We start from the raw sequence: 26,145 nt of genomic DNA on the forward strand, positions 1-26,145 counted from the left end.
TTCCCCTTCGCCCACACCTCCGGGGTTCGAGAAATGACCTGGAGGTGAACAGCAATGCGCATTCTCAGCCATGAGATCCCCTCAGCAGTAGGCCAGACCGTCACGGTGGCCGGCTGGGTGCACCGAAGACGACGGCTCGCCGCCGTCAGTTTCCTGATCCTGCGGGACCGGTCCGGCCTGACCCAGATCGTCGTCAAGGGATCACAGGAACAGCTGGACTCGTTGGGCGAGGAAACTGTCGTTGAGGTGACCGGTACGGTCGCCGCTAACGCGCAGGCGCCCGGTGGCGCGGAGATCGTCGACCCGGTGATCACGCCGCTGACCGAGCCGGCCGCGACGCCGCCGATCGAGCTCTGGCGTCCGGCCGTGGGCGCGGGGCTGCCCGTCGTACTGGACAACGCACCGGTCGCGCTGCGGCATCCCGTCGTCCGTGCGGGGTGGGAGATCGCGGCGGCCGCTCTCTACGGATTCCGCGAGGCCTTGAACGGTCAGGGCTTCACGGAGATCCAGACGCCCAAGATCGTCGGTACGGCCACCGAGTCCGGGGCGAACGTGTTCGCGCTGGACTACTTCGGCGGGCCGGCGTACCTGGCGCAGTCTCCGCAGTTCTACAAGCAGCAGTTGGTCGGCGTGTTCGAGCGGGTCTACGAGGTCGGTCCCGTGTTCCGGGCGGAGCCGCACGACACGGTGCGGCATTTGGCCGAGTATGTGTCGCTCGACGCGGAGTTCGGGTTCATCACCGACCACCGCGACGTGCTCGCGATGCTGCGGACGGCTATTGCCGGGATGTTGTCCTCGGTCGGTTCGCGGGCTTCGTCGGCGCTGGAACGGCTCGGGGTGGAGTTGCCGGAGATACCGGTGGACGTACCGGTGCTGCACTTCAGCGAGGCGCTGAGGATCGCCGGTGCTTCGCCGGACGAGCCGGACCTGGCGCCGGCGGACGAGCGTGCGATCGGCGAGTGGGCGCTGAAGGAGCACGGCAGCGACTTCGTCGCGGTCGAGGGTTACCCGATGGTGAAGCGGCCGTTCTACACGCATCCGCAGCCGTCGGACCCGCGCTGGTCGAACTCGTTCGACCTGCTGTTCCGCGGTATGGAGCTGGTCACCGGCGGCCAGCGCCTGCACCGGTACTCCGACTACGTCGCGGCCCTCGCGGCGCGCGGCGAGTCGGCGGAGGCGCCGGCGTACAGCTCGTACCTGCAGGCGTTCAAGCACGGGATGCCGCCGCACGGCGGGTTCGCGATCGGGCTGGAGCGGTTCGTGGCCCGGCTGACCGGCGCCGAGAACGTCCGCGAGGTGGCGCTGTTCCCGCGCGACCTGCACCGGTTGACGCCCTGATGGAGACCACCGAGTCGGTTGTCGCCGAACTGAACGTTGCCCTGGGCACCGACTATCAGGTGGTGCGGCAACTGACCGGTGGTCTGCAGTCGACCGCGTACGTGCTCACCGGCGGCGTCGTGCTGAAGTGGACCGACAATCCTTCGTGGACACCACGCGTCCAGCGGGCGGCCGAGCTCGTGCGCCGCGCCCGGGCGGTCGGCTACCCGACGCCCGAGTGGCTGGCAGTCGGTACGACCGCGGCCGGGTCGCCGTACCAGCTGCAGGAACTCGTCCCCGGCAGCGTGCCCGTACTCGACGAGGCGCTGGCGCGGGAGCTGATCGGGATCTGCGAACTCCAGCAGGACCTGATCCCCGAGGACCACGACGTGACCTGGTCCACCTGGGCACAGGGCGTCGTCTTCGAGGGTTGGGACGGCGCCTGGGAGCGCGTGCTCGGGTACGGCGACGACGCGTCCGAGTTGGTGCGCTTGTACGGCGAGCTGTGCCGGCCGTACCGCGACGCCGTACTGCCCCAGCACGACTTCGTACACGGCGACCTGAACAAGGGCAACCTGCTGGCCTTCGATGGCCGGATCACCGGCATCGTCGACATCGAAGCCGCCGGCAGTGGCGCCCGGGGCTACGACCTGGTGTCCCTGGCTGCGTCGGCGGCGCGGGACGGCGCTGCACCCGGCGTCGACGAACTGTTCCTCGAGGCGGCGTTGCACGCGAGCGGCCCGGCCGCCGTCGCGGTGTGCGCGGGGGCTGCGTTCGCGTCGGTCGCGGAGTTCGTCCACGATCGCGGTACGTACCCCCAGGAACTGGTGAACCAGGGAGGCAGCCGCCTGCTGGAACTGCTCAGCTGACGGTAACGGGCATGCTCACACTCGGCTGGCTGACGTTGCTCACGTTGTCGGTGCTGACAGCAACGACCCGGTAAGCACCGGCCGCAGGCGTGGACGCCCAGCTGACCTGGTAGCTGGCGCCGGTGGTCGACGAGCCGATCAACGTCCAGTTCGCACTCGTGCAGCTTCCGGAGTAACCGGCGCAGTAGTAGTACGAAACCACCTTCACCCCGGCCCCGCTACCGTCAGACGTTGTGTCGGTAAGCGTTGCGCCACTGCTGACCGCAACGGTGACATTGAAGGACGCTGACGGCGCGGTCGCAGTCAGTCCGGCTGCGGACGCGGACGCGGTGAGCGTGAGCCCAAGCGCGGCGGTGTTGATCACGACACCACTAAAGGTGGCTCGCCCCGAACTGTTGGTGGTCGCACTCGCCCCGGAATCAATCCCCCCAGCCGACGGCGCCAACGTAACGACGACCCCCGACGCGGAAACCGCATTACCGTACTGATCCTGCACCTGCACCGTGATCGCCGGAGTCAAAGCCGTACCAGCAAACCCATTGGATGGCCCCTGCACAAACACCAGCTTGGAGGCCGCGGCGGGAGTCACCGTCACCTGCGGCGAGACCGCCAGGTTGGCTGCGGCGCCGCTGTTACCCGACCGGGACGTTGCCGCGAAGGATGCGGTCTGCGCCGTGGTCGGCGCCGCGACCTTCGTGCCGCCGGAGCTTGCGCCGTACGTCAGCGTGAACCCGTCTCCGGCGTTGCAGGTCTGGCCGACAGTGATCGTCCAAGGCCCGGTACCGGTGATCGAAGAGATTGTCGCCCCGCAGGTACCTGCATTTGTTGCTGTCGTGTAGCCAGGTGTTCCTGAGGTAGTCGACGGCGCTGTCCATCCGCCAGGCACGGTCAACGTGACGAACGAGCCGGTGCTGAACTTGCCATTCGCCGGTGCCGTGAAGGTGAAGGTGAACGAGTTGCCGGTGGACCCGGCAACCACCGCCGACGGCGAGACGGTCATCGTCCCGTCGCCGCTGTTGGCGCTGCCGACAGCGAAGCCCGGCCCTGCGTTGACCAAGCCGAGTCCGGCGAGAACCAGCGTCAGCGCGGCAACTGCTCCCCGGCGCCACCAGGTTGCCCGACGCGGCGTACGGCTCGTCGCTCGGCTCTCGGCACCGACGCCCTTCCGCACGTTTCTGAAGATGCTCATCACGGATGTCCGTTCACAGTTGGGCGCGAGACGGTTGGTGGGGTGGTGTCTACGGTCAGCTGGGTCGCGGCGCTCGGGCCGCTTATGTTGCCTGCGGTGTCGGTGGCTACGGCGACGATTCGGTATGGGCCGTCGGCGGCTAGTGGGGCGGGGGAGTTGACCGGGAAGTTGGTGGATGCTGTGGTGGACGAGCCGATCGCGGTCCAGTTCGTGCTGGTGCAGGAGCCGGTGGTTCCGGGGCAGTAGTAGTACGCGACTGAGGCGACGGCGGAGTTCGCGTCGGTGGGGGCGTCGGTCAGTGTGACGACCTCGTTGTTGACGAAGGTGCCGAAGGTGACTGCGGCGATCGCGGCCGGAGCAGGGGCCGTCGGTGCGGTTACGTCGTACAGGACCGTGTTGTCGGTGCTGGTCGAGGCGGTGTTGCCGGCGCCTGCCGCGTCGTGGGCGACGTTCGCGGCGATCGACACGGTGACCGTGCCGGTCGCGGTCAGCCCGCTGATCGCGATGTTGTACGTAGTACCGCTGCCGGTGACAGTCGCCGTCGCGGTTGCCGGGGTCACGGTCACGTCGGAGCTGGTGAAGTCGGCGACGGTCTCGCTGAACACCGCGGTGAAGTTGATCGGCGAGGTCGAGGCCGGATCGGCCTGGCCGGCGGCCTGGTTGACCGTGACCGATGGCCGCGTGTTGTTCACCGTGACGTTCGCACTCGACGCACTCGTAGCGGTCCAGGTGGCGAGGACGGCGGTGACCGTGTAGTGGTACGTGCCGTCGGCCACTGCTAGGTCGTCGCACGACGTACTGGTGGTCCGTTGCGACGGGGACGTGCCACACGCGGCGGCCGTCGTACTGTCACTGTTTCGCACCCGGATGACGTAGTAGCCGCTCGCCTGCGCGGACGCGGTCCAGCTGAGGTGGACAGTGCCGAGGCCGGGCGTCGTCACCGCGCTGAGGTTTGTCGGCGGGTTGAGCGTGCCGGTCGCGGCACTACCGGTACCGGCGCCGGCCGCGGACCAGAAGGCCCAGGCGACTCCACCACCGGTCAGCGCGAGGACGGCGACGGCGAGCATGAGCAACAGGCGTCGAGTCATGGTCAGCTCCCCTGTCCGGCGCCCGAATAGGTGAACGAGACTGTCGCGCCTTTGCAGCCGTCCTGGTTCGAGGCTGTGTCGAGCATCGCTACCTGCGGCCAGGCGGAGGTAGCGATGTTGAGACCGGACAGTGTCGAGCTGCTGCTCGCGGGGACGGTCAGCGGATACGTGCCGGCGTACTGCGTGATCTTGTAGTCGGCCGGTCCGCACGGCTGGTTGTGGCTGATCGCGTACGGCGTGCGCGTCACCGAGGTGAGGGCGACGGTCAGGTTCGTCACGGAGATCGGCTTCTTGTTCGGGTTGGTCAGCGTGAGGTCGAGCGGCCGGGAGACTCCGGGCGCGAGTGCTCCGGACAGGTTGCCGCTGATCGTGAACGGCTTCCCTGTGGTCTGTACGACGAGTTGCACGCTCGCGTAGGCGTACAGCGTGGTGCCGGACGGGCTCTGACCGGATGCGGTCAGGTAGAGCGTGTACGTGCCGTCGTTCGCCGTTGCGGGTGTGGTGATCTGCAATGTCGACGAACTGCCGGTTGCCGGGTTCGGTGTGTAGACCGCGGTTGCGCCCGTGGGCAGGCCGCCGACGACGCCGAACGTGATCGGACCCGGGAAGTTCGTGCGGGTCAGCTGCAGGGTGTACACCGCGGTGGACCCGGGTGCGAGCGTCACCGACGCAGGAGTCGCGGACAGCGCGATCGAACTCGAGACCGGCGCATTGACGGTCAGGCCGGCCGAAACGGTCCCGCTGACTTTGCCGCCGGTGCCTTGGACGGTGAAGGTGAACGATCCGGTCGGTGTTGTGGACGCGGTGTTCACGGTCAGGGTCGTCTGCGCCGTACTGCCGGAAGTGAGCGTCACCGACGGCGGGCTGAACGTCGCCGACACGCCACTCGGCAAACCGCTGGCGCTGAGCGACACCGCTCCGGTGAAACCTCCGGTCGAGGTCACACTGACGGTGTACGTCGCGGGCTGGCCGCGGGTCACCGACTGGCCGGCCGGTGAGATACCCAGCGTGAGGCCGGGTTTCGCCGGCTGGGCGGCGTACGCCAGGCCTGCCACGGCGAGCACCAGGCACAGGCCGGCGATCACGAACCTGATCAGCCGGCGCGGCGTCGTACGCGTGCCTCGCATCCGTTGCTCACTCCCCCCCAAGAACTGCTGCGGTCCCGGCCCGGACGAGGCGCTGGGTCGATGAAGCGCCCCGCCCGGGAACCCGGGAAACCGCGATGACCTACTAGTTGCTGGACAGCGTGAGCGTGATGGTGGCGCTCTTGCAGGCGTCCTGGTTCGCTGCGCTGTCGGCGAAGGTCAGCGTGCCGGGGCCGGCCAGCGTGACACCGGTCGCACCGGCGGCGATGGTCTGGTCCTCGAGCACAGCCGGGATGGTGAACCAACTGGCGTCACAGGTGCCCGAGGCTGATACAACAGAGGTCACGGTGCCGATGCGCAGGCTCGACGAACCCGGGTTGTCGGCCGTGAACGTGACCGGCGTGCTGGCTCCCGGCGTCAGACCGTTGGCGAAGCTCGCGTGCAGGACGATGTTGCCGTTCGAGGCTGCGTTCGTCCCCGCACCCGTGCCGGAGCCGGTGGTGCTCCAGTAGGCGAATGCGGAGCCGGCGCCGATGACGAGTGTGGCGGCTGCGGCGATCAGGATCTTCTTCTTGCGGTGCATGGCGGTTTCCCTTCCCCCCGGCCCCGGGTGGGCCGTCCCCAGGAACTTTGGCAGCCTGGCGCCGGGCGGTCTGTCGGGCGAACGGTCAGATCTTGTCGGCCGATCGGTGGTATTCAAGGTGCTGTGGATTTCGAGACCGAACAGACCGTTCTGGCCGCGATCGACGACAATCGGATTGTCGACGATCTGCGCGAGCTGGTACGGATCCCGAGCGTGGACGGGACCGCGGCCGAGGCCGACGTACAGGCCTGGTGTGCGGCGCGGTTGCGGGCGCTGGGGCTGAAGGTCGATCACTGGCGGCTCGACCTGGCGGCCGACGATCCCGGGTTCCCGGGGATGGAGGTCGATCGGGCCGAGGCGTGGGGCTGCGTCGGCGTATTCGGTGGTCCCGCGACGCCGGGGCTGATCCTCAACGGGCATGTGGACGTGGTGCCGGGCGACGCGTTCGAGGCGCGGGTCGAGGACGGCGTGATGTGGGGACGCGGGACCTGCGACATGAAGGGCGGCGTCGCGGCAATCCTCGGGGCGGTCGCGGCGATCGTTGCCTCCGGCATCCGGTTGCGGAAGCCGCTGGCGGTGCACACGGTGATCGGCGAGGAGGACGGCGGCGCCGGCACGTTCGCGACGCTGCGGCGCGGGTATCGCGGCGAGGCGTGCCTGATCGCCGAACCGACCGCGGGCACGGTGATTCCGGCGAACGCGGGCTCGCTCACGTTCCGCCTGGAGGTACCGGGGCTCGCGACGCACGGTTCGACCCGTAGCCGTGGGGTGAGTGCGATCGAGAAGTTCACCGTGATCCAGACGGCGTTGCAGGAGCTCGAACGGGAGCGCAACCGGGACCCGCATCCGCTGCTCGCCCACCTCGACCTGGCGAACCCACTCTCGGTCGGCACGATCGCCGCAGGCGACTGGGCGAGCACGGTGCCGGATCGGCTGGTGGCGGAGGGCCGGTACGGCGTACGCCTGGGTGAGGGTCTTGCGGAAGCACGGGCTGCCTTCGAGACGGCTGTGGCTGACGCGTGTGCGAAGGACGACTGGTTGCGAGAGCATCCGGTAAGGGTCACCTGGCCGGGTGGTGCGTTCGCGTCGGGTCTGCTGGCGGAGGATGATCCACTGCTGACCGACACGGTCCAGGCGGTAGCCGACGTGTCCGGCGAGGTCCCTGCCGTCAGGGGAGCGCCGTACGGGTCCGATCTGCGGCAGTACGCGGCGGCGGGTGTGCCCACGTTGCAGTGCGGACCGGGTGATGTCCGGTACGCGCATGCGGCGGACGAGCACGTCGTACTGGCCGACGTACTCCAGGCTGCCCGGGTGTATGCCTTGCTGGCTGTACGTCGCTGCGGTTGATACAAATCCACCATGGTGCCGCTGCGAGGACGATCTGGGGAGCTGGGCAAGCTCCTGGACGCATTGCGTGCGGCAGGCAACGGCAGGGCGTCGCTGGCGGTTGTCAGTGGCGAGCCGGGGATCGGCAAGTCAGCCCTGCTGGCAGCTGCTGTGGAGCAGGCTGAGCGTCAAGGCTTTCTGGTGGCCAGCGCGGTCGCTCACCAGACCGACAACATCAGTCCGCTCGCTTCACTCGCTCCTGCGCTGCGAGCGGGCACAGAGCCGCTGATCGACACACAGCAGTTCCTTGAGCTGGCTGGGCTCAACACGCAGCCCTTGTGGCTGGCTGAGCGGTTGGCTGACCTCATCGGGCGACGGCTGGCTGGGGTACGCGCACTGATCGTGCTGGACGATGCGCAGTGGTCGGACCCGCTGACGGGGTTCGCACTCCGGGTGATGATCGACAGGCTCCCGGCTGCGCAGGTCCTGTGGCTGCTGGCGACACGGCCTGCTCCTGGCGGTACGACGGACCAACTGGTGGAGGCGGTCAACGTACCGGTCCACCGCATCCCGTTGACGCCCCTGAGCGCCGACGCGATCCAGGACCTAGCCGCGGACCGTTTGCATCGCGCGGTGGACCCGGCGCTCGCCGTACAGCTCGCAGGAGTGCAGGGCATCCCGTTCCTCGCTGAGCAGCTCATCGCCGGGTTGTACCTGAGCGACAACGACCTGTCCGCGGGGCTGGTGGAGGGTGTACGTCGTCGTACGAGCGAGCTGTCCGAGACGGCCCGGGAGCTCGTACGGACCGCGGCCGTGTTCGGGAGCGAGTTCCGGCTGGAGGACGTCGCCGTACTGATGGCTGCGCCGGTAGCGCGGCTGGCGGCGCCGTTGGAGGAGGCGATCCAGGCGGGGCTGCTCGCTGACGGCGGTTCAGTACTGCGGTTCCGGCACGAGCTGCTGCGGTCGGCTGCGCTGGCCGACGTACCTCCGTCTGCTCAGCGAGCACTGCACGGCGCGATCGCGAACCAGCTGATGTCCGCGGGGCGTGGTGCTGCGGCGGCTGCGCCGCATGTGCTGGCTGTTGCGCAGCCAGGCGACACTGCGGCTGTTGCGACCCTGCGGGAGGCCGCGCGGGACCTGTTGGCGACCATGTCGACGACTGCGGCCGAGGTGATCCAGCAGGCGTTCGACCTGACGCCCGTGGACGATCCGCTCCGGGTGGAGGTCGGGCTGGACGTGGTGAGCGTTCTCGTCGCTGCGTGGCAGTACGACCGCGCCAAGGCCTTCGCGGACGACCTGATGCGCAGTGCGACGCCGGATCAGCAGGCGACGCTGCGGCTGTATCTCGCACCGTTTCGGCGGCTCGCGCTGCACGAGCTGACCGTTCCAGGGGCGGCAGAACACCTGACGGAACGGCTCACCGCCTACCGCGCTCTCGCTGGTGCGGAACCTCCGACATTGGCAACCGACCCGATCGCCCAGGGACTGCAGCAGGTGGCTGACGCGGAGCAGGCGCGAGCTGAGGGCAGGTACCGCATGGCGCAGGAGCTGTATGCCGCGGCACGGCGGGTGCCGGTCGGGCTGGGGAGTCTGCAGCCCACGCTGGTTGAGGTGGGCGAGCTGTACTGCCGTGCCGAGACAGACGACCTGCCGGCCGCCCTGGTGCGTGTGCGAGACCTGATGACCGCAGGTGATTCCTGGGCCGCTCCGCAGCTGGGTGTGCTGCTCGCACGGCTCGAGTACGCCTCTGGGCACCTGCAGGAAGCCGAGGACGCCGCACAAGCCGGCCTGCGCTGGATGGACCAATTGCACGACCGCACGCTGGCTCCGGCCGCAGACCAGATCCTCGCACTGGTAGCACTCCTGCGCGGCCACCTGTCCCAAGCACGGAAGCTCGCCGGCGCCGACCCCACCGTCAGCGCACTACTAGCCCTCGCAGATGGCGACACTCATGCAGTGGAGCGCTTGGCCGCAACGCCACATGACTTCCCAGAACGCATCGGCGTACTACTACAGGCCAACGCACGACCGGAGCTGGAGCGACTTGAGCCGTCAGCCGCGGGCCGTGGCGCGCTAGCCGTCGTGGCAGCGGGCGATGACGTCGAGAAGCTGGCTGCCGCGGTAGAGCTCGTCCGTGAAGCAGACAGGCCGTTGCTGCTAGCACAGGCCGAGGAGCGGTACGGGCGGGCCGCTCTGGAGGCAGGAGACCGCAAGAACGGCGTACCGGCGCTGGAGCGAGCGCTGGACAGTCTCACCGCTCTCGGCGCGACGGCTCCGTCGGGGCGGATCCAGGCGGTCTTGCAGGCAGCCGGAGTACGGCGACGTCGCTGGGCGGCCGTACCGCCACGGGCTAAGCAGGGATGGGAGGCGCTCACGCCGATGGAGCGGCGGGTCGCCCTGCTCGTCGCGGAAGGCCACACCAACCGGTCGGCGGCGGAGGAGCTCGTGGTGTCGGCCAGTACGGTCGGGACGCACCTGCGGGCCGTGTTCGGCAAGCTGGGGGTGAACTCCCGGGTCCAGCTGACCCGGCTGGTGCTGGAGCGGTTCGCTCCTCCCCCGAACGCATGAGTTCTGGGTGCACCGCGACCGCGGGCTGCACGACGGAATTCATGTGTTCACCCGATCCGCCGGAACGGCCGTCAGCGGTTTCCTTCTACCAAGCAACCGAGAAGGGAACAGCGAAATGACTGACAAGACCCCCACAGTGGTCCTGGTGCACGGCGCGTTCGCGGAGAACTCCAGCTGGTCCGGTGTGATCGCCGAGCTGACCCGCCGCGGCATCCCGGCGATCGCGGTCGCCAACGAGCTCCGCGGCCCGGCCCTCGACGGCAGCCGGGTGGCCGCCCAGGTCCGGGAGATCGACGGCCCGGTCGTGCTGGTGGGGCACTCGTACGGCGGTGCCGTGATCACCGCGGCCGCGAACCTGGCCGACAACGTGTCCGCGCTGGTGTACGTCGCGGCGTTCGTCCCCGAGGAGGGCGAGAGCCTGCAGGACCTGCTCGGCAGCTTCCCCGCCAACGACTTCGGCTCCGGCCTGGTGCCGCACCAGCTGCCGAACGGCGACGGCGCCGACGAGACCTGGCTGAGCATCGACCGGTCCAAGTTCCACGCGCTGTTCGCCGCGGACGTCGAGGACGCCGAGCTGCTCGGCCGGACCCAGCGCCCGATCGCCGCCGCGGCCTTCGACGAGAAGTCCGGTACGGCGAGCTGGAAGCGCCTCCCGGTCTACGACCTGGTCGCCACCCACGACGAGGCGATCCACCCGGACGGCCAGCGGAAGATGGCCGCCCGCGCGAACGCGACCACGATCGAGGTCGACGGCTCGCACGCCGTAGCCGTCTCGCAGCCGAAGGCGGTCGCCGACTTCATCGCCCAGGCCGTCCTCTGAACGATCCTGCCCGGCTCAGGATTTCCTGAGCCGGGCAGCAGGTGTCAGTCGTCGAGGGACTGGTAGATCGTCGTCCAGAAGTCCTGCATGATCTGCATCGGCGTCGCGGTGGACGCGCCGACCTGGGTCAGCAGGATGCCCACCACCTGGTTGGTCGGGTCCGCGTACGTCGACGTACCCGAGCCGCCGTCCCAGCCGAACTGGCCGACCGGCGCGTAGTCGCCCCGGTACGTCCGGACCGTCATCCCGAAGCCCCAGCCGCCCTGCTGGCCCTGGCCGAACGAGATGTGCACGTTGTCCCGCGCCATCGCCTCCCGCCAGGCCAGCTGCTCCGCGGTGAGCCGGTTGGTGGTCATCAGCTCCACCGCCGGCCGGGACAGGATCCGCTCGCCCCGGTGCTTGCCCAGGTTCAGCAGCATCCGGAAGTACGAGTAGTAGTCGTCGGCGGTGGAGTTCAGTCCACCGCCTCCGCCCTGGAACGCCGGCGGGGTGCTGTGCCGGCCGCCCTCGACCTCGTCCCATACGTGGAACTCACCGCTCGCCGGGTCCGGCACGTACAGCGGTGGCAGCCGGTGCAGGTCCTCGGACGGTACGTAGAACCCGGTGTCCTTCATACCGAGCGGGCCGAACACCCGCTCCTGCAGGAAGTCGCCGTACGACTGGCCGGAGACCCGCGAGACCAGTACGCCGAGCAGGTCGCTGCTGATCTGGTACTGCCACAGCTCACCGGGCTGGTGCATCAGCGGCAGGGTCCCGAGGCGGCGCATCCACTCGTCCTGCTCGGGCATCGGCTCGGGCAGGTTGGGCGTGAGGCCCTGGGCGAAGACCTCGTTCATGATCGGCGTACCGAGCGAGGTCATGTCCATACCGAGCCCGAAGGTCGAGGTCAGTACGTCCCGGACGGTGATCGGCCGCTTCGCCGGCACGGTGTCGTCCAACTCGGAGTCGATCGTGCGCAGCACCTTGCGGTCGGCAAGTTCCGGCAGCCAGGTCTCGACCAGGTCGTCGAGCCGGATCCGGCACTCGTCGAGCAGCACCATCGCGGCCGCGACCGTGACCGGCTTGGACGTCGACGCCATCCGGAAGATGGTGTCGCGCTGCATCGCCGGGCCGCCGTCGTGGCGCATCGTCCCGAGGGTTGCGACGTACGGCTCGGCGTCACCGCGGCCGACCAGGGCGACGACCCCGGGGATCTTCCCGGAGTCGACGTACCGGGCCAGGACCTCGTGCAGCCGCTTCTCGCCGGCCGCGGAGATTCCGTTCGTTGACATTGGCGTGTGCTCCTTCGATCAGAGGCTGTGGGTGACGATGTCGCCGACGGTGGTGGTCGCCCGGATGGTGAGCTGGGCGGCCTCGGAGTTCTTCAGCGAGTTGCTGATCCGGCCGGTGGTGGTGCCGGCGTCGAGCGAGGCCGAGACACCGGTCGCGGCGCCGACCTCGATCTCGCCGACGTCGGTCTTCAGTACGAGCGCGCCCTGCACGGCCTCGGCGATCCGGATGTCGCCCTTGCTGGTGCGGATCTCGGCGGGGCCGTTCAGGCGGCCGACCGAGACGTCACCGGCGACGGTGCTGAGGCGGGCGCTCGCGACGTCGGCCAGGTTGATCGAACCGTGCGAGCTCTCGACGACCACGTCGCCGAGCAGTCCGGTGGACTGCAGTTCCGCGCTTGCGGCCTTGACCTCGACCTGCGATCCGGCGGGCAGTTCCACCTTGACCGCGACCGAGCCGCTCGGGCCGAAGTACTGGTTCTTGGCGGCGACCGTGATCCGCAGTACGCCGTCCGCGTACTCGACCTGAGCCTCCTCTGCAACCTTCACGTCCCGCCCCTTCGACGGGTCAGCCGGCAACACCTCAACCACGGTGTCGGCCCGGTCGGCGGCGACCAACTGGATGCGCCCGGCGGGGATGTTCAGGACTGCGGAGATGGCCTGCGGGGTGTTGAACGTAGACATTGTGGTGCCTTTCGATGGTTTCTTCGTTGTTGTTGCCACCACTCTGGAAGGCCGGGCTGACACCGGACCGCCGTGGCACTGACACGGCCTTGGAGGTGGTGACGGGAGGGGTGTCAGCAGCCGAGCCGGTCTGCCACGACACCCAGGACTTCGTCCAGGTCGCGCCGCATCCGGGCGTGCAGACCGAGCTCTGCGAGACCATCCACGAAGCCCGGATGGCCGGGAACCACCCGGTGGACGCCGTGGGTCACCAACGCGCCGACCGCGCATGCGGTCACGGCGTACACCCCGGCGTACCAGCTCTGAACGGCCAGCGTGTTGCGAGTGAGGTCGACCCGGATCTCGACCGGCTCGACCCGTCCGGCCAGCTCAGCGCGGTACGAGCCGGGACCACGACCTGCTACGACGGTCATGGCTCCCTGACGGGCAGCCGAGGCTCCGGCCAGCACCAGCAGGTTGTCGTGACCGACGCGGCCCTCGGAGACGGCGAGCAACAGTCCGGCGACCGCTGCGACCGGCGCGGCCACCGTTCCTTCCACTGTCCACAGGTCCATGACCGGAAGCTTCGGCGCCGGTCACCCGCGGAGCAATCGACACCGCACGTCCCCGGGACGTCCAGGGAGCGGCTGACCTGCGAATTCGTGCTGCTACGACAGGTGTCCCGGGACGGGACGGGACACCCGGGCCAAGCCCGCACGCGCCGCCGGCACGAGGTAGTCGAGGCCGTTCGCAGTGGCGACCTCGAGCGCCGCCTGGAAGTCCCGCGCCGCCGTCTTCTCGTCGCCTGTGGACAGACACGCCTCGGCGTACGGCAGGAGACCACGCACGAGGCGGTCCGGCTCACCTGCCTGTTCGAGGATGCGAACTGCTTCGGCTTGTCGCGCCTCCGCTTCGTCCCCACGGCCTAGGTGCAGCAAGGCCACGGCCACGTCTGTGAGACTGTTCGCCTCGAAGATCGCGTGCTGGGTTGCCTGGCTGACAGCGACCGCCTGCTCGGCGTAGTCGAGCGCTCCGTGTAGATCCCCGAGGCCAAGTGCCGCGCGGCCGAGCACGTCCAGACACATGCGCGCCGTCTGACGGTCGCTGTCCCGGATGGTCTCGAGTACGTCGGCCGCGATCTCGGAGGCGGTGTCGTACTGCCCCTGGCGTACCAACGCGTGGGCGAGCGTAGTGCGCACCCGTGGCCGAACGGCCGACTCATCCGGCGGGAGGACAGCTACCGCTTGCTTCAGGAGGTCCAGAGCCCGTGCGGTGTCGCTGTGCTCGTACAGCTCTCCCAGCTGAAACAGGGCCATCGCCTCGCCGATCCGGTCGCCGTCCATCAATGCACGGGACGCCTCGAGCTCTCGTGCTGCGTCGGCCGGACGGCCCCTCCGCATCAGCTGTACGCCCAGCAGGTACCGGTGTGAGGCGAGTATGCGGCGATCGCCGAGCCGCTCAGCAGCCGGCATGCTGGCCTCGAGCGCGTCCCGCAACTGGGCTGATCCACCGCGGCGCCCTTGATCGATCCCCATCAGCTGTGCGAGCCCGACTGCGAGCATGTCGATCCGCAGCTGTACGGCGAGCGCGAACGTGGCCACGAGGTTGTCCCACTCGGTGTCCATCCAGCTGGTGCCGTTGTCGTGGCTGGACAGGTCAGGCAGCGCCGTCGGTGGATGCGACACGACGACCGGGAGCGGGACCAGGATCTTGATCAGCTGCTTCACAGCGATCAAGCAGGTCAGGTAGCAGTCGCCGAGCCGGGTGATGGCGGGCACAGGGTCCGCATCGGGATCGTCCGCGCGGGCGGCCTGGCGGAGCAGGTCGTGCATGCGGTACCGGCCCGCTGCCGGCTCCTGGACGAGGTGGGCATCGACCAGGTCCTCCAGCAACGAACGAGCGTTGGCCAGCGGGATGCCCGCCAGAGCGGCCGCGCCGTACGCGTCGACGTCCTCGCCCGGTACCTGGCCCAGCAGCCGGAACATCCTCCGCTGGGCGGGGTCGAGCTGCCGCAGCGACATCTCGAACACGTCCGACACCGCGAGCTCGCCGTCCCGGAGCCGCTCCACCAAGGTGTCGAGCGTCCACGCGGGGCGGTGCCGCAGCCGCGCCGCGGCGACGCGGATCGCGAGCGGGAGGTTTCCACAGCGCCGCAGTACCTCGTCGATGTCCCCGGCCCGCCGGCCACCCGCGGACTCGATCAGCAGCTGTACGGCGTCCTCGTCCGGGAGGACGTCCAGCGAGATCGGATGCACACCGTCCAGATCGACCATCCGCCGGCGGCTGGTGATCACGACGAAGCTGTGGCCGGCACCGGGTAGCAGCTCGCGGACGTGTGCGGCGTCGGCCACGTTGTCCAGCACCACGATCGCGCGCCTGGGAGCCAGCTCGGAGCGCCACAGCGCGGCCCGCTCGACCAGTCCGTCCGGGATGCGGGCCGGTGGCAGGCCAAGAGCGGTCAGCAATACCCGGAGCGCCTCGCCTGGCTCGACCGGCTCCCGTCCGGGCGTGAAGCCGTGCAGGTCCAGGTACAGCTGCCCGTCCGGGTAGTCACCGGTCAGCAGGTGCGCTGCACGTACGGCGAGGGCGGTCTTGCCCACACCGCCCATCCCGTCGATCGCTACGACCGACGTACGGCGTGCTGCGTCGCGAAGTAGGTCCAACTCCGCGTGGCGGCCTGTGAAGGCTGTGACGTCGTGCGGCAGGTCGTTGCGTACCTGTGGAACAGCCGACGGCTCGGTCCGCGGCCCGGCCTTGGCGCGCTCCCACGCCTCCCGAAGTGGGCGCGGATCCCGGCCGGCTGCCCTGCACAGAGCCACCACCGTCGACCACGGCGGTACGGCCTGTCCGGAGAAGTACCGCGAGAGCGAAGAGCTGCTGGCGTTGACGTCACGGGCCAGCTCACGCAAGCTCCTGCCCGTCAGGTCACGTAGCTGCGACAGGTGCCCCGCCAACTCGTCCCGCATACTCTCCCGGCCTCCTCTCGGCGTCGCCGAGTTTAGGGGCCCTCAGAGCAGCCGCTTCATCGCCGCATGCCCGGCCGGGAGCCAGGTCGGTTTGCCGCCGGGTTGGCCGTTGATGCCGGCTGTGCCGATGGCGATCAGGGAGAGGGCGCGGGCGGCGGCCCAGGCGCGGGAGCGTCGGTAGGTGGCGTCGTCCACGGGGTAGGACTCGAAGAAGCGGTCCACGGTGCCGTCGGGGAGGAGCAGCCAGGCGGCGGACAGGTCCGTGGCCGGGTCGCCGTGGGACAGGTCGCCGAAGTCGATCACGCCGCTGAGCGTGCCGTCGGCAACGACCACGTTCGCCGGATGCAGGTCGCTGTGCAGCCACACCGGCGTACCCGTGTACTCCGGCGCCGCGACCCCGTCGGCCCAGATCTCCCGTACGGCGTCCTCGACCGCGAACTCGTCCGCCCACTTCTCGAAGCCCTCGGTGTGCCGGCGCAGCGGGCCTCCCCGGCCGAAGCTCTTCGGCGCGTCGGCAGGCGCCTCGGTGTGCAGGGCGTGCAGGAAAGCGGCCAGAGTGTCGGCGGCCTGCTCCGAGCTGATCGGCGTACGGTCCGCAGGCTCGCCGGCGACCCAGGTGGTGACCAGCCAGGTGCTGGGGAAGCGGTCCGACGACTTGCCGAGCCGGACCGGGGTCGGAACGGGCAGTGGGACCCGGGCTGCGATCTGCGGAAGCCAGCGGTGCTCGATGAGGAGCCGGTTCGCGGGGTCGTGGCGGGGCACTCTGACGGCCAGGTCCGCACCCAGGCGCCACATCTGGTTGCCCCAGCCGCCGTCGACCTCCTCGAGCTCCAGATCGGCCAGGTCGGGGTGCTGCTCTTTCAACAGGGTCCGCAGGAGTTCCTCGTCCATTTCGAAGCTCATGGTGCGTCAGACGCGTCACACCGGCGGCTGGTTGGGAATAGGTACACACAGTGGTCAGTTGCCGCCTGTTATGCGCATTGATGTGTGGTCCGACGTCGTCTGCCCCTGGTGCTACATCGGCAAGCGCCGGCTCGAAGAGGCTCTTGCCGGCAGTGGTGACACGGCAGAGGTGGTCTGGCACAGCTTCCAGCTCGACCCGTCCTCGACGAACGACGACCCGCGGGACCTGGCGACCCGGCTGGGTGAGAAGTACGGCCGCGGCCGCGAGTGGGGCCTGCAGGCGAACGCGCACGTCACCGAGGTGGCGGCTGAGGTCGGTCTCGAGTACCACCTCGACCAGGCGAAGCCTGCCAACACCGTGGACGCGCACCGCGTCCTCCACCTGGCCCGTGAACTGGCAGAGGCCGGCGAGGTTCCCGCGGACACGCAGGGCCGCCTCAAGGAGCGCCTGCTCAAGGCCTACTTCACCGACGGACTTCCGGTTGGTGACCACGCCACCCTGACCGAACTGGCCACAGAGGCCGGCCTGCCTGCCGAGCGGGTGCGTGAGGTGCTGGCGGAGTCGGAGTACACCGATGAGGTCGCCGCAGACCAGGCACAGGCGCTGGCGTACGGCGCCAACGGCGTACCGTTCTTCGTCATCGACGAGAAGTACGGCGTCAGCGGTGCACAGCCCGTGGAGGTCTTCCAGGAGGCGCTGCGGCGGGCGAACGCGGACCGTCAGCCGGTCACGCTGATCACCGCGCCGGGCGCGACGGCCGACGGTGAGGTCGAGTGCGGCCCCGACGGCTGCCCCATCTGATCACAGGGTTCAGCGGTGGGTACCGGAACTCGTACGCAACGTGGTGTATGAAGGAGGCATGACTGTCGTGCGCGCACTGGCCAGGCCGTTGCTGTCCGTCATTTTCGTCGTGCAAGGCGCGAACGCGATCCGCAACCCCGAGCCGCTGGTCCCGAAGGCCCAGCCGGTGACCGACCGGTTCGTGCCGATGATGAAGAAGGTCGCACCGCCGCAGGTGAGCGACCGGATCCCCGAGACGACCGCCAACCTCGTCCGGCTGAACGGTGCCGTCCAGGTGGTCGGCGGGCTCGCGCTCGCGAGCGGAAAGGGCCGCCGGCTCGGCGCGTCCCTGCTGGCCGCTTCGCTCGTACCGACGACCCTCGCGGGTCACTCCTTCTGGCAGGAGAAGGACAAGGACGTACGCAATCAGCAGCGCATCCAGTTCATGAAGAACCTCGGTATCCTCGGCGGCCTGCTGCTCGCCGCGGTCGACACCGAGGGCAAGCCGGGCGTGGCCTGGCGGGCCACCCACGGCGCCAAGGCGGCCAAGCGCGAGACCAAGCGCGGCGCGAAGGCGGCGAAGCGGGAGGCGAAGCAGCTCGCCCATGAGGCGAAGCAGGCCGCGAAGCTCGCGAAGGCCGAGCTCCACCTCGGCTGAGCGCGATGCCCTAGGCTCAGGGTGGTAGATACCTGAGTCGAGGGAGTCGCATGACTGAGCAGCAGGGATGGCCGGCGCCGCGCGCTGAAGGTGCGGTCTCGGGCCGTGTCACGGTGCCCGGATCGAAGTCGATCAGCAACCGCGCGCTCATCCTCGCCGCGCTCGCCGACGGCCCGTCGAACCTGACCGGCCTGCTCAAGGCCCGCGACACCTCCCTGATGCGGTCCGCGCTGGTCTCCCTCGGCGTCGGCATCAGCGAGAACGGTACGACGGTCACCGTCACCCCGGGCTCGCTCAAGGGACCGGCCGACGTCGACTGCGGCCTGGCCGGCACTGTGATGCGGTTCGTCCCGCCGGTCGCCGCGCTGGCCGACGGCGTGGTCGCGTTCGACGGCGACGAGTACGCCCGCGAGCGGCCGATGGGCGTCATCCTCGGCGCCCTGCGCGCGCTCGGCGTACAGATCGACGACGGCGGCACCGGACGGATGCCGTACACCGTGTCCGGCACCGGGTCGGTGCGCGGCGGCAAGGTCACGCTGGACGCGTCCGGATCGAGCCAGTTCGTTTCCGCGCTGCTGCTGGCCGGCGCGCGGTACGACGAGGGCGTCGACATCCGCCACGACGGGAAGCCGGTGCCGTCGCAGCCGCACCTGGACATGTCGGTGGCGATGCTGCGCGAGCGCGGCGTCCAGGTCGACGACGGGGAACCGAACCGGTGGGTCGTTGCCCCCGGCCCCATTCAGGCGCTGGACACCGTGATCGAGCCGGACCTGTCGAACGCCGCGCCGTTCCTGGCCGCAGCCGTCATCACCGGCGGCACCGTCACCGTGACGGGATGGCCGGCCGAGACCACGCAGCCCGGCGGCCAACTGCCGGAGATCTTCACCCGCTTCGGCGCCGAGGTCACCCGGGACACGGACGGCCTGACCGTACGCGGCACCGGAAACGTCCACGGCTGCGACCTCGACCTGAGCGAGGTCGGCGAGCTGTCGCCGGTGATCGCCGCCGTCGCGGCCTTCGCCGACGGCCCGTCGTACCTGCGCGGCATCGCGCACCTGCGCAACCACGAGACCGACCGGCTGGCCGCGCTGGAGACCGAGTTCAACGCGCTCGGTGGTGACGTGACGCAGCTCGAGGACGGGCTCGCGATCCGCCCGAAACCCTTGCGCGGTGGGCTTTTCCACACCTACGACGACCACCGGATGGCGCACGCCGCCGCCGTCCTCGGCCTGCTCGTCGACGACCTGCGGATCGAGAACATCGGCACCACCGCGAAAACCCTGCCCGAGTTCCCGGACATGTGGTCGGGGCTCGTGCACTGATGTCGCGGTACGACGAGGAGGCCCGGTACGACCGGCCCAGGCGGCACACCCGGCCGCGTACCAAGGACCGCCCCTCGTACGACGACGCCGCCATCGGCTTCGTCTTCACCCGCGACCGCGGGCGCTACTCGTGCTGGGTCGAGGACCCGCACGGTGGCCGGCAGGTGACGGCAATGAAGGCGCGTCAGCTCGGCCGCACGAGTGTGATCGTCGGCGATCGGGTCAAGCTGGACGGCGATGCGAGCGGCGGCGGCGGGACGCTGGCCCGGATCGTCGACGTCCTGCCGCGGACGACGCTGCTGCGCCGGTCCGCCGACGACGAGGATCCGGTGGAGCGCCCGCTGGTGGCGAACGCGGACCAACTGGTGATCGTCGTCGCGGTCGCGAACCCCGAGCCCCGCACCGGCCTGATCGACCGGTTCCTGGTCGCCGCGTACGACGCCGGCATGCGGCCGCTGCTCTGCCTGACCAAGACCGATCTCGCCGATCCGGACCCGCTGCTGTCGATCTACCGGCCGCTCGGGGTCGAGTCGGTCGCCACGCACCAGGGCGGCGACCTGACCGAGCTCCGCGAGCAGCTTCACGACCGTACGAGCGTCCTGGTCGGGCATTCGGGCGTCGGCAAGTCCACGCTGGTGAACGGCATCATCCCCGGCGCGGACCGGGCGATCGGCGTCGTCAACGAGGTCACCGGCCGCGGCCGCCATACGTCGACGAACACCGTCGTACTGCGGCTGCCGGAGGGCGGCTGGATGATCGATACGCCCGGCATCCGCTCGTTCGGGCTCGCGCACGTGGACCCGGACAAGCTGATCCACGCGTTCCCGGACCTGGCCGAGATCGCCGAGGACTGTCCCCGCGGCTGCACCCACACCGCCGACGCCCCCGACTGCGCCCTGGACGAAGCAGTCGCCAAAGGACAGGCCGATCCCGTCCGGGTCGCGTCGTTCCGCCGCTTGCTCGCCTCCCGCGAAGGCAGGACCGAACCTGCACCACTCACCAACCCATCCGGCGGAGCCGCCGAGCCGCCTCGGCAGGCGTAGGCGCTGCCGGTTCGGCGCTGTTGATGAGTGGTGGAGGTCCGCTATTTCTTCGGCAGCGTGCCGCCCCAGACTGCGCGGGCGCCGGCGTCGCCGGTGCGGATGGTCTGGTAGATCATCACGACCGCCATCACGACGACTGCCGCGGTCACGACGAGCTGGAGCGGACGGCTGTTGATTGCCACCGCACCCCTTTCGGTTGTCGGCAGCAACAGGAACGCAGCGACGACCAGGACCGCGAACGCCAGCGCGAACCAGAGCAGCAGGTTGCCGCGCGAGCGGTGCACCTGGACCAGCTGCTGCAGCTGCGGAAGCGCCGCCACGAACGCGTCCCCGCTCTTCTTCGCCACGAACGCGCACACCAGCGCACCGACGCCGAGCACCAGTGCCGGCCAGCGCAGGAACGAGCGCCATTTCGGCACCGCGGCGAAGGCGATCGCGGTGAGGGCGCTCACCGGCAGCACCACCACGGCGAGATGGATCACCAGCACGTGCAGCGGCAGATTCCCGAAGCGCTCGAACATTGACGCCTCCCGGCAGTCTTGAGGTCGTGGTCAGACACCCATGGCACGTTCGACGACCCGATTCGGTTCAATCCCGGTCCAACTTGTCCCGGACACCCGGCGCGCTCGGGGGCAGTTCAGGCTAGCCTTCCGGCATGCCTTCGCACACGGATGACCTGCGGCTCGCCCACATCCTGGCCGACGACGCGGACTCGACCACGATGGACCGCTACAAGGCGCTCGACCTGCACGTGGCCACCAAGCCCGACCTCACCCCGGTGAGCGAATCGGACAAGAAGGTCGAGGACGTGATGCGTAAGACGCTCGCCCGGGCCCGTCCGCGGGACGCGTTCGTGGGCGAGGAGGACGGCACCAGCGGCTGGGGCGTCCGCCGCTGGGTGGTCGACCCGATCGACGGCACCAAGAACTACATCCGCGGCGTCCCGGTCTGGGCGACGCTGATCAGCCTGATGATCGAGGACCAGGTCGTCGTCGGCGTGGTCTCGGCGCCGGCGCTCGGCAAGCGCTGGTGGGCGTCGTACGGCGACGGCGCCTGGACCGGCCGCGCGCTGCACTCGTCGCAGCCGTGCCGGGTCAGCGACGTCAGCAGCATCGAGGACGCCTCGCTGTCGTACGCGTCGCTCAAGGGCTGGGAGAAGCTCGGCAAGAAGAACCAGTGGGCCGAGCTGATGGACTCGGTCTGGCGGACGCGCGCGTACGGCGACTTCTGGTCGTACATGCTGGTCGCCGAGGGCGCGGTCGACATCGCCGCCGAGCCCGAGCTCAACCTCTACGACATGGCCGCCCTGGCCATCATCGTCGACGAGGCCGGCGGCAAGTTCACCTCCGTCGACGGCACCCCCGGCCCGAACGGCCCCAACGCCGTCGCCACCAACGGCCGCCTCCACGACGAGGTCCTCAAACGCCTCGAGTGAGCCGCCGCTCCAGGAACGCGGCCTGCGCCGGATCACTCGTGAAAGCAAGCGCTTCTTCGTACGCCGCCCGTGCCTCCGCCGACCTCCCGAGCCGCCTCAGCAGTTCAGCGCGTGTGGAGTACAGGTACGGATACGTCGCCAGCGCCGGGTCGTCGGGCAACTGCTCGAGCGCCGGCGCGGGACCCTCCACGTAGCTGACTGCCACGATCCGATTCAACCGGACCACAGGCGACGGCCACCTGGCGACCAGCAAGTCGTACAGTCCCAGGATCTCGGACCAGTCGGTGTCCTCCCAGCATCCGGCCTCCGCATGCACCGCGGCGATCGCTGCCATCAAGCCGAACCGCCCACCCGAGGGGACTGCCTCCGGCACCAAGGCCAGCCCCTCGGCGATCAACTCCCGGTCCCACAACCGCCGATCCTGATCCTCCATCAACACCAACTCGTCACCCACCTGAGCCGGCCGCCGAGCCTCGGTCAGCAACAACAGCCCGAGCAGCCCAGCCGCCTCAGCACTCCCCGGCAGAAGCAGCCGAACCATCCGCGCCAGATCGATCCCCCGCTCGTTCCCCGCCGTGTACACGAGATGAACGACGTCGAGCACGGCGTCGATACGCTCCGGCAGCTCTGAGAGCTGTGGGATGCGGTACGGGATGCCGGTGCGGGAGATCTTCTGTTTGGCCCGGGTGATGCGGGCCTGCATGGTGGCTTCCTTCACCAGGAACACCTGTGCGATCTCGGCCGAGGACAGCCCACAGACCAACCGCAGCGTGAGCGCGATCTGCGCCTCCTGCGACAAGGCCGGGTGACAGCAGGTGAAGATCAAGCGGAGACGGTCGTCGGGGAAGGTCTCGTCGACGACGTCGTCGGACGGGATCAGCAGCGGCAACTTCCGCCGAGCCACATCCGCACGACGACGGTGCTCCAGGGCCCGCCGCGTCGCAACCGTCGTCAACCAGGCCCCCGGCCGCTGAGGCACGCCCTCGGACCGCCAGTGCACCAGCGCCTTCGCGTACGCGTCCTGCACACAGTCCTCGGCCAGATCGAGATCGGCCGCGACCCGGGCAGTCGCGGCGAGTACGGCGGCCCACTCCGACACGTGAGCCGCCGCCACCGCCTCCACGACCGGGTCACCCACGGCGCGCGGACCCGCCGTACGACCGGAGATCAGTCACTGTTGACCAGCGGCCGGACCTCGACGCCGCCCATCGGCGACGGGACCTGCTTCGCGATCGCGAGCGCCTCGTCCAGGTCGGCGGCCTCGATGATGTAGTACCCGCCCATCACTTCCTTCGTCTCCGCGAACACCCCGTCGGTGACGACGTATCCGCCGTTCCCGTCGGAGCGGATCGAGGTCGCGGTGGTGCTGTCGTCGAGCTGCCCGCCACCGCGGATCGCCGCACCGTTCGCCTCGGCGAAGGCCCGGTGGTTCTTGTGGTTCTGCTCCATCACGGACCCGTCGTCCGCGGCCCACTTCGCCTCGTCGTCGTAGATCATCACCAGGTACTTGCCCACTCCGGGTCACCTCTCTCGTCGTTCGCCGTTTCCAGCATTCACCATCCCGATGCGCGACCCGGCCAGGAATCGACATCGCCCGCCGGGAATTTCGTGACCACGTAAGGTGGCCGGTATGCCCTTGACGTACCCCATCGCGGAGCAGACGCTCGACAACGGCCTGCAGGTCGTCGTCAGCTCGGACCGCGCCGTCCCGATCGTCGCCGTCAACCTCTGGTACGACGTGGGCTCGCGCCACGAACCGCCGGGCTTGACCGGGTTCGCGCACCTCTTCGAGCACCTGATGTTCCAGGGGTCGCGCAACGTCGCCTCCGGTCAGCACTTCAGCCTGCTGGAGACGGCCGGCGCGAGCCTGAACGCGAGCACCTTCTTCGACCGTACGAACTACTTCGAGTCGCTGCCCAGCGGCGGCCTGGACCTCGCGCTCTGGCTCGAGGCGGACCGGATGGGCTACCTGCTCGACGCGGTCAACCAGGAGAACCTGGACAACCAGCGCGACGTGGTGAAGGAGGAGAAGCGGCAGAGCTACGACAACCGCCCGTACGGCGACTCGTACGAGCGGCTGGTGAAACTCGCCTTCCCCGAGGACCACCCGTACGCGCACATGACGATCGGGTCGATGGCCGACCTGGACGCGGCGTCGCTGGAGGACGTGCACGCGTTCTTCCGCAAGTACTACGGGCCGAACAACGCGGTCCTGACGATCGTCGGCGACGTGTCCACCGACGATGCGTTCGACGCCGCCAAGCGGTACTTCGGCCACCTGCCCGCGATCCCCACGCCGCCGCCCGCTCCGGACGGCACGATCGGCCCGATGACCGGCGTACAACGCGACGACGTGACGTCCGACGTACCGTCCGACCTGATCACGATGATGTTCCGGCTGCCCGTGGACGGTACGCCGGAGCTCGACGCGGCCGGGCTCGCGCTCGACATCCTCGCCGCCGGGCAGAGCGGCCGGCTGAACCGGCGGCTGGTCCGCGACGAGCAGATCGCTCAGTCGGTGTCCGGTGGCGCGCTGCCGCTGATCGGCGGGGTGTCGTTCGGGACGCTGACCGGGATCGCGTCGGACGGCGTGGACCTGCAGCAGGTCGAGGACGCGCTGCTCGAGGAGATCGAGAAGCTCGCCACCGACGGCGCCACCGAGGACGAGCTCGCGACCGTGCAGGCGCAGGCCGAACGCGACTGGCTGGAGCAGCTGGCGACCTGTGCGGGACGTGCGGACGAGATCTCGCACCACGCCCTGCTGTTCGGCGACCCGAACCGGATCAACACCCGGATCGACCAGGTCAAGGCCGTCACGGTCGACCAGGTCCAGGCCGCCGCCGCGAAATGGATCCGTGCATCAGGGCGGGTGCAGGTCACCTACCGCCGCATCGAGACGGCAGGAGAACAGGAATGAACCAGGTGCTGACCACCCCACCGCCGGTCGGCGCGCCGCGGCCGTGGAAGTTCCCGGAGGCGACCACCACCCGGACCGGCGTCGGTACGCCGGTGCACGTCTTCGACCGTCCCGGGCAGTACGTCGCCACCGTCCGGGTGACGATCGCGATGCCGTTGATCGCGGAACCGCGCGAGCTCGAAGGAGTCGCGACGATCATGTCGCGGACGCTCGACGAAGGCACCGAGCTGCATTCGGCGAACGAGTTCGCCGCCGCGCTGGAGCGGCACGGAGCGGCGTACGGCGTCGACGTCAGCTCGGACGCGCTGCACGTCGAGATCTCCGTACCGGTGTCGCACCTCGCGCCGGCGGTCGAGCTGCTGGCCGAGGCGATCACCAAGCCGGCGTTCAACCAGGCCGACGTCGGCCGGCACGTGACGATCCGGCTCGGCGAGATCAACCAGGAACGGGCGAACGCCGGTTACCGGGCGCGGGAGGCGTTCGCGGCGCACCTGTTCGGCCCGGCGACGCGGCGTTCCCGGCCGACGGCCGGTACGCCGGACACCATCCGGCCGCTGACGAACGTCGAGGTCGCGGAGTTCTACCGGAACAACATCGGTCCGGAGCGGGCGGAGATCCTGTTCGCCGGCGACGCGACCGGCGTGGACGTCGCCGGGATCATCGACTCGGCGTTCGGCAACTGGACGTCGAAGGCCGGTACGGCGCTCGAGACGCCGGAGCCGATCTACCTGACCGGCAACCGGATCGTCCTGGTCGACCGGCCCGGCTCGGTGCAGAGCCAGCTGCTGATCGGCTGCGCCGGCCCGGACCGGCGGGACCCGGCGTGGGGTGCGGCCGCGGTCGCGAACCATGTCGTCGGCGGAACGATCACCTCCCGCGTGGACACGGTTCTGCGCGAGGAGAAGGGCTACACGTACGGGACCCGGACGAGCTTCGCGGCGCCGCGCAAGGGCGGGACCTTCAGCCTCGGTGGCGCCGTACGGACCGAGGTCACCGGAGCCGCGATCGGTGACGCGCTCCGGATCCTGCGCGAGGCCCGCGACGGGCTGACCGAGCAGGAGGTCCAGGAGGCGAAGGACAGCCTGATCCGGACCGCGCCGCTGCGCTACGAGCAGGCCGACTCGGTCGCCCAGCAGGTCGGCAGCAACATCGCGAACGGCGTACCGATCGACTTCGCCGACACGTACCTGACCAACATCGCCGCCACGACCGCGGCCGAGGCGACCGAGGCCTACCGGCGGTACGTCGGCACCGACGGGCTGCTCGTGGTCGTGGTCGGAGAGGCCAAGGACGTCCGTCCTCAGCTCGAGGGTCTCGACCTCGGCGAACTGATCGTCGGATAGC

24 protein-coding genes are annotated in these 26,145 nt (G+C 69.5%); 12 read left to right on the forward strand and 12 right to left on the reverse strand.

The window, feature by feature from the left end; genetic code table 11:
* The first annotated feature begins 54 nt into the window (after positions 1-54).
* Together aspS and ACZ5BU_RS00845 are read left to right on the forward strand one after the other, a co-directional pair.
* Positions 55-1,338 (forward strand): aspartate--tRNA(Asn) ligase, encoded by a 1,284-nt coding sequence (aspS, locus tag ACZ5BU_RS00840; RefSeq protein WP_465694495.1) that lies wholly within the window; start codon positions 55-57, stop codon positions 1,336-1,338.
* Entirely contained in the window at positions 1,338-2,186 is an 849-nt protein-coding gene (locus tag ACZ5BU_RS00845; RefSeq protein WP_465694496.1) for a phosphotransferase family protein, read from the forward strand. Before aspS ends, ACZ5BU_RS00845 begins: the two co-directional genes overlap by 1 nt.
* Here the strand turns inward: ACZ5BU_RS00845 and ACZ5BU_RS00850 are convergent.
* The 4 genes from ACZ5BU_RS00850 to ACZ5BU_RS00865 all read right to left on the reverse strand — a co-directional run bounded on the left by ACZ5BU_RS00850 (position 2,179) and on the right by ACZ5BU_RS00865 (position 6,131).
* On the reverse strand, positions 2,179-3,375 hold the full coding sequence (locus ACZ5BU_RS00850; protein WP_465694497.1) for a hypothetical protein: 1,197 nt from the start codon (positions 3,373-3,375) through the stop codon (positions 2,179-2,181). The two genes, ACZ5BU_RS00845 and ACZ5BU_RS00850, sit on opposite strands and share 8 nt — an antisense overlap.
* Positions 3,375-4,463, reverse strand: coding sequence for a hypothetical protein (locus ACZ5BU_RS00855; protein WP_465694499.1), 1,089 nt, complete (start codon positions 4,461-4,463; stop codon positions 3,375-3,377). The genes ACZ5BU_RS00850 and ACZ5BU_RS00855 overlap by 1 nt, the downstream gene beginning before the upstream one ends.
* A 2-nt stretch (positions 4,464-4,465) precedes the next feature.
* Complete coding sequence (locus ACZ5BU_RS00860; protein WP_465694501.1) at positions 4,466-5,590, reverse strand: COG1470 family protein; 1,125 nt, start codon at positions 5,588-5,590, stop codon at positions 4,466-4,468.
* Positions 5,591-5,693: 103 nt separating this feature from the next.
* Entirely contained in the window at positions 5,694-6,131 is a 438-nt protein-coding gene (locus ACZ5BU_RS00865; protein ID WP_465694503.1) for a hypothetical protein, read from the reverse strand.
* A 123-nt stretch (positions 6,132-6,254) separates the two neighbouring features.
* Here ACZ5BU_RS00865 and ACZ5BU_RS00870 point away from each other — a divergent pair, with 123 nt between their 5' ends.
* The 3 genes from ACZ5BU_RS00870 to ACZ5BU_RS00880 all read left to right on the forward strand — a co-directional run bounded on the left by ACZ5BU_RS00870 (position 6,255) and on the right by ACZ5BU_RS00880 (position 10,845).
* Entirely contained in the window at positions 6,255-7,478 is a 1,224-nt protein-coding gene (locus ACZ5BU_RS00870) for an ArgE/DapE family deacylase (protein WP_465694504.1), read from the forward strand.
* A 12-nt stretch (positions 7,479-7,490) separates the two neighbouring features.
* Positions 7,491-10,025 carry an ATP-binding protein gene (locus ACZ5BU_RS00875; protein WP_465694506.1) on the forward strand — a complete coding sequence of 845 codons (2,535 nt, stop codon included), beginning with the start codon at positions 7,491-7,493 and terminating at the stop codon, positions 10,023-10,025.
* A gap of 115 nt (positions 10,026-10,140) precedes the next feature.
* On the forward strand, positions 10,141-10,845 hold the full coding sequence (locus tag ACZ5BU_RS00880; protein ID WP_465694507.1) for an alpha/beta hydrolase: 705 nt from the start codon (positions 10,141-10,143) through the stop codon (positions 10,843-10,845).
* A gap of 44 nt (positions 10,846-10,889) precedes the next feature.
* Here ACZ5BU_RS00880 and ACZ5BU_RS00885 read toward each other — a convergent pair whose 3' ends face one another.
* The 5 genes from ACZ5BU_RS00885 to ACZ5BU_RS00905 form a co-directional block, all read right to left on the reverse strand.
* Complete coding sequence (locus ACZ5BU_RS00885) at positions 10,890-12,116, reverse strand: serine hydrolase domain-containing protein (protein ID WP_465694508.1); 1,227 nt, start codon at positions 12,114-12,116, stop codon at positions 10,890-10,892.
* Positions 12,117-12,134: 18 nt separating this feature from the next.
* Positions 12,135-12,797, reverse strand: coding sequence for a DUF4097 family beta strand repeat-containing protein (locus ACZ5BU_RS00890; protein ID WP_465694510.1), 663 nt, complete (start codon positions 12,795-12,797; stop codon positions 12,135-12,137).
* A gap of 113 nt (positions 12,798-12,910) precedes the next feature.
* Positions 12,911-13,351, reverse strand: coding sequence for a hypothetical protein (locus ACZ5BU_RS00895; RefSeq protein ID WP_465694511.1), 441 nt, complete (start codon positions 13,349-13,351; stop codon positions 12,911-12,913).
* 93 nt (positions 13,352-13,444) lie between these two features.
* Positions 13,445-15,742 carry an ATP-binding protein gene (locus ACZ5BU_RS00900; RefSeq protein ID WP_465694513.1) on the reverse strand — a complete coding sequence of 766 codons (2,298 nt, stop codon included), beginning with the start codon at positions 15,740-15,742 and terminating at the stop codon, positions 13,445-13,447.
* 42 nt (positions 15,743-15,784) lie between these two features.
* The gene (locus ACZ5BU_RS00905) at positions 15,785-16,633 is read right to left on the reverse strand and encodes an aminoglycoside phosphotransferase family protein (protein ID WP_465694514.1); all 849 of its coding nucleotides are present in this window, start codon (positions 16,631-16,633) and stop codon (positions 15,785-15,787) included.
* An 82-nt stretch (positions 16,634-16,715) separates the two neighbouring features.
* Here ACZ5BU_RS00905 and ACZ5BU_RS00910 point away from each other — a divergent pair, with 82 nt between their 5' ends.
* The 4 genes from ACZ5BU_RS00910 to rsgA are packed head-to-tail and all read left to right on the forward strand — an operon-like array spanning position 16,716 to position 20,449.
* Positions 16,716-17,447: a DsbA family oxidoreductase gene (locus tag ACZ5BU_RS00910; RefSeq protein WP_465694516.1), complete on the forward strand. Its 732-nt coding sequence runs from the start codon at positions 16,716-16,718 to the stop codon at positions 17,445-17,447.
* Between the two features lie 58 nt (positions 17,448-17,505).
* On the forward strand, positions 17,506-18,084 hold the full coding sequence (locus ACZ5BU_RS00915; protein WP_465694518.1) for a DoxX family protein: 579 nt from the start codon (positions 17,506-17,508) through the stop codon (positions 18,082-18,084).
* 50 nt (positions 18,085-18,134) lie between these two features.
* Entirely contained in the window at positions 18,135-19,406 is a 1,272-nt protein-coding gene (gene aroA, locus ACZ5BU_RS00920) for a 3-phosphoshikimate 1-carboxyvinyltransferase (RefSeq protein ID WP_465694520.1), read from the forward strand.
* A complete protein-coding gene (rsgA, locus tag ACZ5BU_RS00925) occupies positions 19,406-20,449 on the forward strand; it encodes a ribosome small subunit-dependent GTPase A (RefSeq protein ID WP_465694521.1) in 1,044 nt (347 codons plus the stop codon). The genes aroA and rsgA overlap by 1 nt, the downstream gene beginning before the upstream one ends.
* A gap of 41 nt (positions 20,450-20,490) precedes the next feature.
* On the opposite strand, the gene ACZ5BU_RS00930 is transcribed toward rsgA, so the two are convergent.
* Complete coding sequence (locus ACZ5BU_RS00930) at positions 20,491-20,970, reverse strand: DUF2231 domain-containing protein (RefSeq protein WP_465694522.1); 480 nt, start codon at positions 20,968-20,970, stop codon at positions 20,491-20,493.
* 134 nt (positions 20,971-21,104) lie between these two features.
* Between ACZ5BU_RS00930 and hisN the strand changes: the two genes are divergently transcribed.
* Entirely contained in the window at positions 21,105-21,884 is a 780-nt protein-coding gene (gene hisN / locus ACZ5BU_RS00935; protein WP_465694524.1) for a histidinol-phosphatase, read from the forward strand.
* Here hisN and ACZ5BU_RS00940 read toward each other — a convergent pair.
* Both ACZ5BU_RS00940 and ACZ5BU_RS00945 read right to left on the reverse strand, forming a co-directional pair.
* Entirely contained in the window at positions 21,868-23,022 is a 1,155-nt protein-coding gene (locus ACZ5BU_RS00940) for an RNA polymerase sigma factor (protein WP_465694525.1), read from the reverse strand. The two genes, hisN and ACZ5BU_RS00940, sit on opposite strands and share 17 nt — an antisense overlap.
* A 29-nt stretch (positions 23,023-23,051) precedes the next feature.
* Positions 23,052-23,399 carry a YciI family protein gene (locus ACZ5BU_RS00945; RefSeq protein ID WP_465694527.1) on the reverse strand — a complete coding sequence of 116 codons (348 nt, stop codon included), beginning with the start codon at positions 23,397-23,399 and terminating at the stop codon, positions 23,052-23,054.
* Between the two features lie 115 nt (positions 23,400-23,514).
* On the opposite strand from ACZ5BU_RS00945, the gene ACZ5BU_RS00950 reads away from it, so the two are divergent.
* Both ACZ5BU_RS00950 and ACZ5BU_RS00955 read left to right on the forward strand, forming a co-directional pair.
* The gene (locus tag ACZ5BU_RS00950; protein ID WP_465694528.1) at positions 23,515-24,801 is read left to right on the forward strand and encodes a M16 family metallopeptidase; all 1,287 of its coding nucleotides are present in this window, start codon (positions 23,515-23,517) and stop codon (positions 24,799-24,801) included.
* The gene (locus ACZ5BU_RS00955; protein WP_465694529.1) at positions 24,798-26,144 is read left to right on the forward strand and encodes a M16 family metallopeptidase; all 1,347 of its coding nucleotides are present in this window, start codon (positions 24,798-24,800) and stop codon (positions 26,142-26,144) included. Before ACZ5BU_RS00950 ends, ACZ5BU_RS00955 begins: the two co-directional genes overlap by 4 nt.
* The last annotated feature ends 1 nt before the right edge of the window (position 26,145 follow it).

This window comes from Kribbella sp. NPDC031520, assembly GCF_055580825.1.